Annotated in this window: 11 protein-coding genes; 6 read left to right on the top strand and 5 right to left on the bottom strand. The window is 39.8% G+C overall.

All coding sequences use genetic code 11. The features are described from left to right. The first annotated feature begins 68 nt into the window (after nt 1-68). Complete coding sequence (tyrP, locus tag C9J38_RS02260) at nt 69-1283, top strand: tyrosine transporter TyrP (RefSeq protein ID WP_107205684.1); 1215 nt, start codon at nt 69-71, stop codon at nt 1281-1283. A gap of 259 nt (nt 1284-1542) precedes the next feature. After that, a complete protein-coding gene (locus C9J38_RS02255; protein WP_107205683.1) occupies nt 1543-3510 on the top strand; it encodes a bifunctional diguanylate cyclase/phosphodiesterase in 1968 nt (655 codons plus the stop codon). A 52-nt stretch (nt 3511-3562) separates the two neighbouring features. Here C9J38_RS02255 and C9J38_RS02250 read toward each other — a convergent pair whose 3' ends face one another. Both C9J38_RS02250 and cysB read right to left on the bottom strand, forming a co-directional pair. Next, a complete protein-coding gene (locus tag C9J38_RS02250; protein WP_107205682.1) occupies nt 3563-4753 on the bottom strand; it encodes a methyltransferase in 1191 nt (396 codons plus the stop codon). Between the two features lie 117 nt (nt 4754-4870). After that, on the bottom strand, nt 4871-5845 hold the full coding sequence (gene cysB, locus C9J38_RS02245; protein ID WP_006647019.1) for an HTH-type transcriptional regulator CysB: 975 nt from the start codon (nt 5843-5845) through the stop codon (nt 4871-4873). 392 nt (nt 5846-6237) lie between these two features. On the opposite strand from cysB, the gene C9J38_RS02240 reads away from it, so the two are divergent. Beyond that, on the top strand, nt 6238-6999 hold the full coding sequence (locus C9J38_RS02240; protein ID WP_107205681.1) for a DNA repair protein: 762 nt from the start codon (nt 6238-6240) through the stop codon (nt 6997-6999). A gap of 90 nt (nt 7000-7089) precedes the next feature. After that, entirely contained in the window at nt 7090-7869 is a 780-nt protein-coding gene (locus C9J38_RS02235) for a tRNA isopentenyl-2-thiomethyl-A-37 hydroxylase MiaE (RefSeq protein ID WP_107205680.1), read from the top strand. Nucleotides 7870-7971: 102 nt separating this feature from the next. Here the strand turns inward: C9J38_RS02235 and topA are convergent, their stop codons facing one another. Then, nucleotides 7972-10626, bottom strand: coding sequence for a type I DNA topoisomerase (gene topA / locus C9J38_RS02230; RefSeq protein ID WP_107205679.1), 2655 nt, complete (start codon nt 10624-10626; stop codon nt 7972-7974). Nucleotides 10627-11249: 623 nt separating this feature from the next. Here topA and C9J38_RS02225 point away from each other — a divergent pair. Next, complete coding sequence (locus C9J38_RS02225) at nt 11250-11498, top strand: YciN family protein (RefSeq protein WP_107205678.1); 249 nt, start codon at nt 11250-11252, stop codon at nt 11496-11498. A gap of 59 nt (nt 11499-11557) precedes the next feature. Here C9J38_RS02225 and sohB read toward each other — a convergent pair whose 3' ends face one another. Next, nucleotides 11558-12619 carry a protease SohB gene (gene sohB, locus C9J38_RS02220; RefSeq protein WP_107205677.1) on the bottom strand — a complete coding sequence of 354 codons (1062 nt, stop codon included), beginning with the start codon at nt 12617-12619 and terminating at the stop codon, nt 11558-11560. Nucleotides 12620-12887: 268 nt separating this feature from the next. On the opposite strand from sohB, the gene C9J38_RS02215 reads away from it, so the two are divergent. Continuing rightward, nucleotides 12888-13661: a YciK family oxidoreductase gene (locus tag C9J38_RS02215; RefSeq protein WP_107205676.1), complete on the top strand. Its 774-nt coding sequence runs from the start codon at nt 12888-12890 to the stop codon at nt 13659-13661. A gap of 69 nt (nt 13662-13730) precedes the next feature. On the opposite strand, the gene C9J38_RS02210 is transcribed toward C9J38_RS02215, so the two are convergent. Beyond that, nucleotides 13731-14615: a DMT family transporter gene (locus tag C9J38_RS02210; RefSeq protein WP_107205675.1), complete on the bottom strand. Its 885-nt coding sequence runs from the start codon at nt 14613-14615 to the stop codon at nt 13731-13733. Between the last annotated feature and the right edge of the window lie 112 nt (nt 14616-14727).

Genomic DNA, 14727 nt, shown 5'->3' with positions numbered 1-14727 from the left:
GGAGCAACGATAGGTGATCAATAACGACCACCTCCCGATCTAATTATTTACCTCTGGGAGCAACACAAATGGCTTTAAATAAAACACTCGGCAGTATGCTTATTATTGCTGGTACAACTATTGGTGCTGGAATGTTAGCCCTTCCTCTCGCTTCTGCTGGACTTGGGTTTACCACCGCATTAGTTGCCATGTTCGGCATGTGGGCACTAATGACTTACACCGCTTTATTGATGATTGAAGTTCATCAACATTCAGATACCAATGCGACATTAAATACTTTGGCTCAACAACTTCTTGGTCGCAAAGGACAAATCATTGCTAATTTTGCCATGATCTTTCTGCTTTATTCTTTATGTGCAGCCTACATTGCAGGTGGTGGTGGTCAGTTAAGTGAGAAGTTAAGTGGCTGGTTTAATACATCCATTCCGCCACAATTAGGCGCATTATTATTTACACTTTTAATTGCCGCGATAGTTTCTGTTGGTACTCATACTGTTGATTTAGTAAACCGCTTACTTTTTGCTGCAAAAATTATTGCGCTAGCTGTCATGCTGGGGTTATTAGTTCCGCATGTTGAAGGACAGCACCTTGTTGAAATGCCAGTACAAAAAGGCTTAATTTTATCAGCATTACCTGTTGTTTTTACCTCTTTTGGTTTCCACGGCAGTATTCCATCGATCGTGCGTTACATAGGCATTGATATAAAAACGTTAAAGAAAGTCATGATTATTGGCTCAGCACTGCCTCTTTTTATCTACGTTTTATGGCAATTAGCAAGTCAAGGTGTAATGAGCCAACCAGAGTTAATGGCAAGCACAACATTGGGCAGTTTTATTGCGAGTTTAAGCGATTTACTCCATAACCCTATGGTGAGCCAATCTGTCTCTATTTTCGCAGATCTTGCATTAGCAACATCTTTTTTAGGTGTGAGTTTAGGGTTATTTGACTTTATGGCTGATAGCTTGAAACGTTCAAGTAGTGCCAGTGGTCGTATGCAAACGGGCATGATCACCTTCTTACCTCCCCTTGCTTTTGCTATCTTTTACCCACAAGGCTTTATTATGGCGCTAGGATACGCAGCCATTGCTTTAGTTATTTTGGCGATATTTTTACCTGTTGCAATGGTTAGATCTCAGAGAAAAAAGCATAATATATCTAATGAAATTTCACCTTATAAAGTGAAGGGTGGTAATTTTGGCTTAATTATTGTGACAATGGCGGGTGTTTTAATTATATCTGCGCAGGCCTTACAAATGGTCGGCTTAATTCCAGCTGTTGGATAATCGCTAAATGAACTTGGATAATAAGAAAGTAATGTTGTTACTTTCTTATTCCTTTTCATTTAAAGAATATAATTAAACAGTAAAAACATTTTATTACAATAAGTTAAATCCGCCTAAAAGCGACTTATTTGTTATACAAAAGTTTGCATGCAAAGCATAATTTTGTGGAGTAATATCACGTATTTATAGAAAATTTTATATTCTGTTGTTTGTATGTCAGTTAAAATCACCTCACATAATAATTAAAAAGATATTGGTGATGGATATTTACTCGCCTTTTAATCATCTTCAAAGTCCTATTTGGATTTTTGATTTTGACCACAAACAAATCATTTGGGCTAACGACAAAGCACTTCCTTTATGGGAGTCTTCCTCTCACGACGAACTTCGATCGCGCGATCTTGGCAAAGATATGTCAGCCGCAGTAGAAGCAACATTAGAAGAGTACCGCGAAACATTTAAACAAAATAAAACAATCAAAACCTGGTGGCATTTAGATCCAAGAAAGGTAGGCAAAAACTTGCTTTGCATTTTCTCTGGTATCAATTTGCCTGATAAACGTATTGCAATGCTTGTGGAGGTGGTTGGTGATGAATCAAGTATTCGACGTGAACTTGCTTTTTCTGATTACTCTAATCTAGCGCTGCTATTTAATGAGCAAGGTAATTTGGTGAGTGCCAATACCGTGTTTACCAAAAACTATGGTTCAGATCTCAGTAACTTAGCATCCTTTGTTGGCGACATTGATATTGCCCAACAATGGATATCTGACGCAAAAAATAACCTAAACCTTAAACATAGCCGATTATGTTGGACAGGAAAAAGTCATATTTGGTTTAACATTGAAACTAAATGGCTATCTGATAAATCTCAACTCCTACTTCAAGTTGTTAATATTTCAAAAGAAAAAGAGAATTTACAGCGCGAACGTTATAATGCTGAGCACGATTTTTTAACTGGGCTGATGAATCGACGCGGTATTTCTACGGCACTAAAAGCTAGCCATCATTCTTCATTTCCGTACCATTTATTATTTCTTGATCTCGATAGCTTTAAACTGATTAACGATACTTATGGTCACGCTATTGGTGATAAGTTATTAAGAGCAGTTGCAATTAGGTTATTAGATACAATAAGAGGACGAGGGCTTGTCGCCCGTTTTGGTGGTGATGAATTTATAATCCAAGTTGAAGATCGATATATCCCTAATTTAGTTCAACTAACCCAAGAGATAATTTCGGCACTAAACAGCCCTTTCTATATCAAAAATATTGGTGAAATATCAATTGGATGCAGTATCGGTACTGCGCAATACCCTAAAGATGCCAATAGTTTTGAAACCTTAATTACTCAAGCTGATATGGCAATGCATTGTGCTAAAAAGCATGGTCGCAACTGTAGCTATCATTTCCAGCCGCATTTGGCAGAAACGCTGTATCGTAAAAATGCACTACGCCATCACTTATCTCAAGCACTTGAAATTAAAGACTTTGAATTATATTACCAACCTATCATTGATCTTAATACAATGTTGTTAAAAGGTTTTGAAGCGCTTATTCGCTGGCATGACGACTCTTTAGGTCATGTCTCTCCTGCTGAATTTATTCCATTGGCAGAAGAAACTGGGCAAATTATCCCTATTGGCTCTTGGGTGCTGAGAAGCGCTTGTAAACAATTGGAAGAGTGGAATCAACAATACGATACCAAGTTAATCATGAGTATTAATTTATCTCGTGCACAACTAAAAATGTCTCTTTTAGATGAGCTAAAGTTAATTATTGAAGAGTATAATATAGACCCAGCTCAAGTAGCTTTAGAAATAACCGAATCTGCCATGCTGCAAGAATTCAGTGAGGCTATGTCGTGTTTAGAGGCTATTGCTGCACTGGGCTTTGAGCTTTATCTTGATGATTTTGGAACTGGGTACTCATCGTTATCACAATTGCAAAACCTTCCAATCAGTACTGTTAAACTAGATCAAAGTTTTGTTCAAAATGAGCACGACAGTGGGAAAGCAATCGTTGAAGCAACAAAAGCCATTTGTAATAAGCTCAATCTTAAAGTGGTCGCTGAAGGGGTTGAAACGAAAGAGCAGCTAGAATATATCCAAAGCTGTAATTTCAATTATTGCCAAGGCTATTACTTTAATAAGCCCCTCTCTGTTAGCGAATTAGAGAAGGGAATTCTTTCGACTCTACTGACGAAAAAACAAACTCAGCCTCACTAATATCAGTAATACCACCGTGATTTCACGGTGGTATTATATTGCCCATAAAACATTAGCAACGTTCTGCGTGAATCAATAAATTTCTTGGTGTCATTTGTTTTTCGCAGAACGTCCCTAACGATACGTCATAGCCAAATTCTTCAAGATAGCAAACACGATCAAGCACTAACCATAATTCTAATGGTCGACGAAACAACTGACGAACTAGCTCCATCCGCTCTGTTATCGCAAAACGTTGTTCGCCCTGTTGCTGCCAATAATCGAAGTCAATGTTATCGGGTAATACAATCCCTTTCTGATCTGCAGCCCAACAGCAAAAAGATTTAAAACCTTCACCTAATAACGCTTTTTGTACATTCGGGACAGGTAAGTAAGTGCTAGATTGATTAATTTTTCGCTGTAATAAGTCAAACCCTAACCGAAAACTAACCTCAACAAACCGAAGTTGCTTAACGCGATTTCCAGCCGTCACTGTCTCTTGCAACGGTAAACGCAAGTCATGCTTAGATAGCTGAAGCTGGCTCGATTTTGCAACCGTTGATAACGGCTGATAATGTGAACCTTGGATCAAGTGATAGCAACACGGAGATAGGCTCACCGCCTTTCCTTTTTTCGCCACAACTTGTTTAATGAGTGCAACATGCAAGTCACCACACGCATGTAATGCGACAGCATGTTGCTGCTCTTTAATATATTGCTGGCTGCTTACATCAAACGCATCACCTTGAACAAAAAGGATATCTAACCCCAATTGTTTCGCTGCTGCTTCACCATCAACACATAATTGTGGTTGCCATTCTAAACTTGTTACAGGCTGTTGGTGGCTAACCGATAATACGCGCCCTAAAAAGCCTTTTCCCGCGCACCATTCAAGCCACGGTACATTCAGGCGTGGCAATACCTGATTAAATGCGGTGATTTGTTGCCATTTACGACCAGGAATACCGGTATCAAAGTTTTTAGGATACGCGTATTCTGTTTTTTGTAGCGACGGCGTTTTCGCTAAATCAGCTAATATTTTAGCATCAGAGATCCATGGTTCAAACGCTGCTAATAGCGCGTCATGATCTTGATTTAACTGCTGCAAACTTTGGTCATCAATCGACTCTAACCATTGACAAAATTCAGGGTGTTGCTGTTGCCATGTAAACCCCTCATCAGCAAAAGGAACAAACTGCCAATATTGTTTATTTTTCGTCAATAACGTATCTAATTGGTGAAAAGTGTTGGCATAGCAAGTCATAAAATAGCAACTTCAAGGTACATAAAAACAAGGGCCGTTAGTGTATACCTAAATACGCCTTCCCATAAACAACAAAACCGCCAAGAGTGGCGGTTTTAAAAATAGAGAACAAAAAAGTTATCGTACCGGTAAATCAAAAGAAGCAAACATCGCTTCAATTTCACCATTAGTCTTTAATGCTATTGCTTGATCAACTACATTACGTGTCAAGTGAGGTGCAAAACGTTCCATAAAGTCATACATATAGGTACGCAAGAATGTACCTTTCTTAAAGCCTATCTTGGTCGTACTCGCTTCAAAAATATGGCTGGCATCAATGGCAACTAAATCTTTGTCTGTTTCAGGGTCCATTGCCATACTGGCGATGACACCAACACCAATGCCTAAACGTACGTAAGTTTTAATGACATCCGCATCTGTTGCCGTAAAGACAATCTTAGGCGTCAAACCTGAACGATTAAACGCACTATCAAGCTCTGAGCGTCCAGTAAAACCAAAAACATACGTCACAAGAGAATAAGCCGCTAAATCGTGAATAGTAATGTTTGTTTTGGTTGCTAATGGATGATCACTACGAACCACGATTGAACGATTCCAGTGATAACATGGCAACATGATCATATCTTGATATAAATGCAGCGCTTCTGTCGCAATCGCAAAATCTGAACGACCTTTACCAACGGCATCAGCAATTTGAGATGGCGTTCCTTGATGCATATGTAATGATACTTTCGGGTATCGTGCTGTAAAACCTTGAATCACCGATGGCAAAGCATAACGTGCTTGGGTATGGGTTGTCGCGATGTTTAGCGTTCCCATTTCAGGGTGAGTATGTTCACCGGCTACCGCTTTGATACTTTCCACTCTTGATAGAATATCACGTGAAATACGAACAATTTCTTCACCAGCAGGTGTTACTTGGGTTAAATGCTTACCACTTCGTTCGAAAATCTGAATGCCAAGTTCATCTTCGAGCAATCGAACTTGTTTACTAATACCGGGCTGAGAAGTATATAAACTCTCAGCCGTCGATGAAACGTTAAGGTTGTGATTAACCACCTCAACAATATAGCGTAGCTGTTGTAATTTCATGGTACCGCCTGCCTACTCAATAATCCGTTACCTTTCACACCACATCCATCAAGCCCTTATGGTATTTAATGAGACAGGTATAAGAATGCAACCATGTAATTAACATTTTATATATTGAAACCAGTTAATTTCATAGCATTTGTTTGTTTTTTAGTTACCTAACTCAATGTTTTGACAATAAATCAAGGCTGGTAAAATATCTCAACATTTCAACAAGCACACATAATAAGCAACTTTCGGGAAATTTTGTTACGCCTAAATTTGCCGCACAGCACAAATTACATATCGATTTGAACAAAGCTCCTATTTAATAATCATCTCACTAGGCTGTTTTTTAGAGATAGTGTATCCTGCAATATTCAAGATTAATGCATGGAAGATAGATATATCTTATGAGTATTCCTTTAGTTATAGGCCTTGTTGGTCTGTTACTTGCGCTTATTGTTGGCTACAACGTTATTATTCAATATCGCCAGCGTTTAGAGTCGATCAAGCAACAAGAATTGGCTAAGCATATTGCGATTATTGATGCGACTGAAGAGTTAATCGGTAATGCGCATCATCTGCCTTACAGCAAAGAATTATTGGTCTGCTTAAACCAACGTATTGTTGATGCTTTACAACAAATGTCTGAAGCATCCCCTAATGATCGCTCTTTGACTCACCGTATAAAAAATGTCAGCGAGCAAATTACCCATTTAGAAGCTAACTACAGTAATGCCGACATTACCCCTTTTAAAGTGCCGAATACGGACAAACAAGCGATTGGTATGCTACAGCTTGTCAAACGTTTGAAGACAGTGATCAAAAGTGAGCACAGTAAGGGGCGTATGGGTACTCAGGCATTTGTTAATGAGAATGCCCGTTTAGAGTCGATTCAACTGCGTATTAATATTGAAAATGTCGTTAAGCGCGCGAATGAAGCACGAATTAAAGGACAAATTGGTACAGCAAAGCAATTACTTAAAAAAGGCATTGATGTACTTTCAGCTAAAAATGACAACTATGCTAACCAAGCACGAGAAAAACTGCAGCTGATGCTTGATGAAATTGATAACAAGCAATCAATGAACTATGAGCAAGAACGTCAACAACAGCTCGATAAAGACCAAGACGATCTCGATGTCTTATTCCAGCCAAAGCGTAAATGGTGATTTGATTTACTTTGGCTTAAAATAGCTTCATCTACCAAGGTCGCAGTAGCGGCCTTTTTTACGTCTTATAACAATAAAAAGATACGCCTTATGGATAACACACAACAGATGATCAATGAGCTACTAACGCCCATTAAACAATTTCTTCAATGTGAAACGCCTGATAGCTGGATTGAAGAGGCACGTAAACCAGAAAACCTAACGGCATTGTTAGTCGATCACTGTAACTGTGAACTAAAAGCCAGCCAAACGGCGATGTTCATGGTACGTAAATACGCAGTTGATAAAGCCAGTGGTGAAGTACTACTTGCATGGGCAAAGCCTTATGAAGATTTCGTTTACGGCGGTGCAAATCGCTCTACTGCGCTATTTCATAGCAAAAAAAATGGCTTGTCTGCACCATTGATCGCGCGTCCTGACTTTCCTTATGGTGAAGAACTGATTGAAAAAATGGTGCGCTTAATTAAAGAAGAATTTCACCATTTTGAGCAAGTGTTAGAGATCATGGAAAACCGTGATATTCCCTACTCTAACTTGCATGCGGGGCGTTACGCCAAAGGTTTAATGAAAGCAGTACGTACCCATGAACCAGCAACATTAATCGATAAGCTCATCGTTGGTGCTTACATTGAAGCGCGCTCTTGTGAACGTTTTGCCAAATTAGCGCCTTATTTAGATCCTGAACTCAAAAAGTTTTATATCTCGCTATTACGCTCAGAAGCTCGCCATTATCAAGATTATTTAACGCTTGCTGAAAAAATTGCGGGTCAGGATATAAGTGAGCGTGTCAATGCGATTGGCGCAAAAGAAGCACAGCTCATTCAAGCGCCTGATAACACTTTCCGTTTCCATAGTGGCGTACCTGAATAAGCTTATATTTACACTCATCACCACTATTTGATGTTTTGTTCGCTAAAAACAAAAACGCCATCAGCTTTCACTGATGGCGTTTTTATTAGCGAGAAATAAAGATTACTTTGTCTCTTTTTCTGCTTTCTCTTTCTTTGGCTTTTTACGCTTGTCCGTGATTTCCCACTTACCATCGACGTAAAGTGCAGTCCAACCTGAAGGCTTACCGTCAATCTCAGAACGCACGTAGTTTTCTTTACTCTTACGAGCAAAACGAACCACAGTTGGTAGACCATCTGGATCGGCCACTGGCGCTTCAGTTAGGTAAGTAAACTTAGGCGATAGACGATCTTTAAAGCGTACTAGCTCTTCCACTAACGGCGCACGTGTTTCACGTGATTTAGGGAACGTACTTGCTGCCATAAACAAACCAGACGCACCGTCACGAAGTACAAAGTAAGCATCAGTATCTTGCGTGCAAGGTATTTCTGGAAGATGTACTGGATCTTCTTTCGGTGGCGCAACTTCACCATTTTTCAGGATCTTACGCGTATTCTTACAGCTTTCGTTAGTACAGCCCATGTATTTACCGAAGCGACCGTTTTTCAGTTCCATATCAGAACCACACTTGTCACATTCGATAACAGGACCTTCATAGCCTTTAAGCTTGAACTCACCTTTTTCAACAATGTAACCTTCACAGCTTGGGTTATTACCACAAACGTGTAGTTTACGATCTTTGTCGATCAGGTAGGCGTCCATTGCGGTACTACAAATCGGACAACGTTTTTTGGCACGTAATGCCGCTGTTTCAACGTCTTCTTCAAGAACGTTAACAATGCCGTCTTCGTTACCTAAATTGATCGTTGTTTTACAACGCTCTTTAGGTGGTAGCGCATAACCTGAACAACCAAGGAATACACCCGTTGATGCGGTACGAATACCCATTGGGCGAGAACACGTTGGACATTCAATATCGGTTAATACGATATTATTAGGCTTCATGCCGCCTTCTGATTCATCAAGCTCAGCTTTTTCAAGCTCAGTGGTGAAATCAGAAAAGAACTCATCAAGCACTTTCTTCCAGTTTTTCTCACCTTCAGCGATTTTATCGAGATTACCTTCCATACGGGCAGTAAAATCGAAATCCATCAAATCAGGGAAACTACCATCTAAGCGATCAGAAACAATCTCACCCATCTTCTCAGCATAAAAACGACGCTGATCAACACGCACATAACCACGATCTTGAATCGTTGAAATAATAGATGCGTAAGTTGATGGTCGACCAATGCCACGCTTTTCTAGCTCTTTAACCAATGCTGCTTCTGTAAAGCGCGCTGGCGGCTTAGTAAAGTGTTGCTTAGGCTCGAGTTGTTCTAGTTTCAATACGTCGCCCACGTTAACCATAGGCAGCGTAGTGTCTTCATTTTTACCCGATGGACGCTGTACTAGTGTCCAACCTGCAAAACGTAACGTACGACCTTTCGCTTTTAAGCTAAAGTCACCCGCTTTTACCGTAATCGTGCTCGAATCGTATTTCGCTGGCACCATCTGACATGATACGAATTGACGCCAAATTAAGTCGTATAACTTAACCGCATCAGCTTCCATACCTTCAAGGTTTTCAGCTTTCATTTCTACATGAGAAGGACGAATCGCTTCGTGCGCTTCTTGGGCATTTTTCTTACTGCCATAAACATTGGCCGCTTTTGGCAAATATTCATCGCCATACTCACTACCAATAAACTCACGTGCTGATTCAACCGCTTCTTTAGAAAGGTTGGTTGAGTCGGTACGCATGTAGGTAATGTGGCCCGCTTCGTATAAACGTTGCGCTAAGCCCATTGTACGCTTAACACCATAACCTAAGCGCGTACTCGCCGCTTGTTGCAGTGTTGAGGTAATGTATGGCGCTGATGGTTTACTGCTAGTTGGACGATCTTCACGATCAATCACTTCGTACGCTGCTTTTTCAAGTAACGCTTTTGCAGCCATGGTGTCTTTTTCATTAACAGGACGGAATGTTTTACCCGCCTGTTGAGCCACCATTAAACGTAACGCATCTTTACCAACTGTTAGTGTGTCAGCGTGGATATCCCAAAACTCTTCAGGATCAAAAGCATTAATTTCGCGTTCACGTTCAACGATTAATTTCACCGCTACAGACTGAACACGACCTGCAGATAAACCACGAGCGACTTTTTTCCACAATAATGGTGAAACCATAAAGCCAACAACACGGTCTAAGAAACGACGTGCTTGCTGTGCGTTTACACCATCAATATTAAGTTCACCAGGCTCTTCAAAGGCCTGCTGAATTGCATTCTTCGTAATTTCGTTGAACACAACGCGCTTATAGCGTGCATCATCGCCACCGATGATCTCACGAAGGTGCCACGCAATGGCTTCTCCTTCGCGGTCCAAATCGGTTGCGAGATAAACATAGTCAGCATCTGCTGCTAGTTTTTGTAATTCACTAACGACTTTTTCTTTACCCGGAAGCACTTCGTAATGCGCGTTCCAATCATCATAAGGATCAACCCCCATTTTACTGATCAGCGCTTTACGGTCTTTCTCTTGCTTGATGCGTGCTTTTTCTTCAACACTCAACCCTTTGGTCGATGTTGCCGCGGCTTTCTTGCCATTACTACGTGCACCTGTTGGTAAATCACGAACGTGACCAACACTTGACTTAACAATGAAATCCTTACCCAAGTACTTATTAATCGTTTTAGCCTTGGCGGGGGACTCCACGATAACGAGAGATTTACCCATAATGACTCTATTACGTCCTCGTGCTCGCTAAATATAAAAATAAAAAATTGCTACTGTATTACGGAGTAATTCAGCAACATTCAACCAATCTCATTAAGTCACTAATCATAAAAAGATAGGAGCAGTGAATTAATATGATTGCCTATGATCTTTTTCGTAATCAAACATTTTTGCAATGAAAAATTTCATTGCCGCTACGTAAAATTCTATTTACATATTGGGCTAGAATACAAGAAGGTCAACTGCTTTTTAACGAAATCTGTCTGTTTGGTTGCACCTTCCTCAATTGTTAACAAAATGTGTAACGTAAATGCAATGTAACAAACTATCAAATAACAGTTTGATTTAAAACGATATAGTCGAATAATAATGTTGTTTTACAAAAGCAATTCGCTACCACAAAATAAATTGGGTATGAATTTACGCAGATCATTACCATTTATCTAATATCACTGACTAGCGTAAAAAAATTTTTTATGTCTTTGGTCACACAATTAAAGACATTAAAACAAAACAAACCTTAATATTGATTAAATAATAAACACTCTACACTTTTGTTTATTTGTTTTATTCAATTAAGTTAAATAGACTATGCAGGCTATTCGATTGTTTGAGACTTTACTATGAGTGATAAAAAACCAATTTCATCAACTGATTTACTAATGATTGCTAACCAAATCATTCAAGATCAAGAGTCTTATATTGACGGGATGCGTGCAACTTCTGTAGAAGAGCGCGATGGTGTATTAATTTTCAAAGGTGAATATTTCCTTGATGATGAAGGATTACCAACACCAAACACCACTGTTGTTTTCAATATGTTCAAAATGCTCGCACACAAACTCTCTCCTCAGTTTACGCTAGCAAGCTAAAACGGATGAGAATAAAAAAACCCGCATCAAGCGGGTTTTTAATCTACGAATATAAATACTTACATAAATGGACGCTGACCGCGCGCAACCCACTTCATCAGTAAACTATCCGCAGCTTCGCTTGATGCGCCTGCTAGTTTCTCGGTAAGCTTCTTACGACGTACGTATTTTACTTTAAGTACTTCACGGTCTTTACATGCTTCAGTGATCAAATCATCACTGGTTGAGATCTGATCAACCAAGCCTAATTCAAATGCTTGTTGGCCGAACCAATGCTCGCCCGTTGCCACTTTTTCAAGATCGAGATCTGGGCGGTGAGCGGCAATAAAATTCTTAAATAAGCCATGAGTTTCTTCGATTTCCATCTGGAATTTTTCACGTGCTTTATCAGTATTCTCACCAAACATAGTTAATGTACGTTTAAACTCACCAGCTGTGATTTGCTCGTAGTCAATATCGTTCTTTTTCAATACCTTATTAAAGTTAGGTAATTGAGCGATCACGCCAATTGAGCCAACAATTGCAAACGGTGCTGAAACAATTTTATCAGCAACACATGCCATCATATAACCACCACTTGCTGCTACTTTATCAACTGCAATAGTCAGCTTAATACCTGCCGCTTTTAAACGATCAAGTTGAGATGATGCTAAACCATAACCATGTACCATACCGCCGCCCGTTTCTAAGCGTAATAGCACTTCATCACCTTCGATAGCAACCGCCAGAATTGCCGTGATCTCTTCACGTAATGACGATACTTCTCGCGCATCAATACTACCGTGGAAATCAATAACAAATAAACGAGGATCACGTGATGTTTCTAAGCTGCCATTTTTAGCCGCTTGTTTCACTTCTTGTTGGCGTGCTTTATCTTTTTCTTTCTCTGATTTCTTATCCGCTTTATCGCGAGCTTTTAATAACGCTTTATCAAATAAGTGAGATTCAAGTTGGTTTACAGTGTCTTTGTATTGTTCTGTCAGATCGCTCACTTCCAGTTCACCTTTCTGCGAACCATGACGACCATTCAATGCTTTTACTAGTACCAATACACCAACAATCGCAACAACCACTGTCGCGATTTTGGCGAAAAATAGTCCATAATCAAATAAAAATTCCAATATCCAATCCTCTTTGTTGGCAGTAAAAAGTGCCAACCGTTATTGTAACTGTGTTATCACGTTTATCGCTATCTTCTCTTTCAGAAAAATGTAATGAATCGGTTTATAGATCACGTCTTAAGATGAAAGGAAATTTAATCAGCGAGTAAATTCTGATATGTTTTGTTTAGTAGTAATCTATATTGTTACCAAGCTCAATACTTGGTGGGGTTCTTCGGCGAATAATCAGCCAAAAAACAAGAAAAATCAACATTAGAAGGATGCTAACGTGGAATACCATAATGCTGCTGATTCTCTTAAAGATCGTGTCATTTTAGTAACAGGTGCCGGTGATGGCATTGGACGCGAAGCCGCTATTCAATATGCAGCCCATGGTGCAACGGTTATTTTACTCGGTAGAACAGTCGCAAAACTTGAAGCTGTTTATGATGAAATTGAAACTCTGGGCTACACAAAGCCAGCGATTATCCCTTTAGATTTAATGGGTGCGACTAAACAACACTATCTCGATATGGTGGATACCATCGAGCAACAATTTGGTCGCCTAGATGGTGTATTACATAACGCAGGGATCTTGGGCGTACTTAGCCCACTAGAACAAATTGAAGAATCGACCTTTGATGATGTCATGCAAGTCAATGTGAAAGCACAGTTTTTATTAACTCAAGCTGTTATTCCGCTTATCAAGAAATCGTCCGATGGCAGAATTATTTTCACAACATCAACCGTTGGTCATAGTGGTCGTGCATTTTGGGGCAGTTATGCTATTTCAAAATTTGCAACCGAGGGCATGATGCAAGTCCTTGCTGATGAATTAAGCAACACCAATGTAAAGGTAAATGCGATTAATCCTGGCGGAACAAGAACAGGAATGCGAGCCAAAGCCTTCCCAGCAGAAGATGCAAAGCAGCTTAAAACACCAAAAGATATCATACCGCTATATGTATATCTAATGGGCCCAGAAAGCCGCCATGTTTCTGGTAAATGTATCGATGCTCAGCCTAAGCGAACATCGTCTTACAGTCATTGTGAAGAAGAATAAAGCTGCTCATTGATGATATAAACAAAAAAGCCGACGCAATTGTCGGCTTTTTTACAGCTAAATCTAGTTTTAGTGACTTTGTGTTTTAAGTTGTTTTCGCCACTGCCAAGCAAATAAACAGGATAAGGTCAGTACCACAACCGCTGAGCCTAATAACACATTGTCTGTCGGTGTTTCACCAATGATCAACCATACCAACAACGGACCAAAAAGCACTTCCAGTAACAAGATCAAACTGGTTTCAGCTGCGGGTAAATAACGTGGCCCATGTGCAATCAAATAGAAAGACAATGGGATCACAACACCACCGAGTAAGAACATATAAATAGCATGTTGCATATCCAGTGCGAACGGTTTAGCGCCAACAGAAAGCGAAATAATCGATGTAAATACACCAGCCAGAATTATATAAATCGAGCCTAATTGCCCTTGGGTCTTACGAAGTGCTACAAGATAGACAGCTATCGCAACAGCAGAAACCAAAGCAAGCGAATCGCCTCTCAACTCGTCAACGGTGGGATGATAGCCGAACACTAACCCTATCCCACCCACAGCAATAATGATCGCAAAGATCGTTGCCTTATCTAACTTCTCTTTTAAGAAGAAGAAACCAATCACAGCCGTAAATAAAGGTGCTGTATTGGTAATAACTAACGTACTGGCCACTTGGGTATTATTCAGTGACAACACAAAACAAATGGTCGATGCGCTAAACAATCCAGCAGTAATTAAAGTTAATAGCGATGGACGCAGTAAATGTTGCGTGATCAGTTTTTTATCTGAAAACCACTGCACAATAAACAACATGGCAGCAGGTAAGAAGCCACGCCAGAAAATTAATGTCCATTCATTACTATCAATTAAACGCACAAGTAGCGTATCAAAACTTAATACCATCACGCCAAAGACCGTGATCAATCGTCCCCGTTGTTGCTCTTTCAATGCATCTAACATTGCTATACTCACTGGCTATTCGTTATATGTTTAGCATCCCTTCACAGAAAAGTGCACCACAGCAATATTCACACTTTTTACTCCGTTGCTCTTTGAGTTATACCACGTCATT

Origin of the sequence: Photobacterium sp. GB-210 (assembly GCF_003026075.1) — a bacterium.
Taxonomy (GTDB): Bacteria; Pseudomonadota; Gammaproteobacteria; order Enterobacterales; family Vibrionaceae; genus Photobacterium.
Note: the sequence above shows the minus strand (reverse complement) of the source record. Positions and strands in the feature narration are given on the sequence as shown.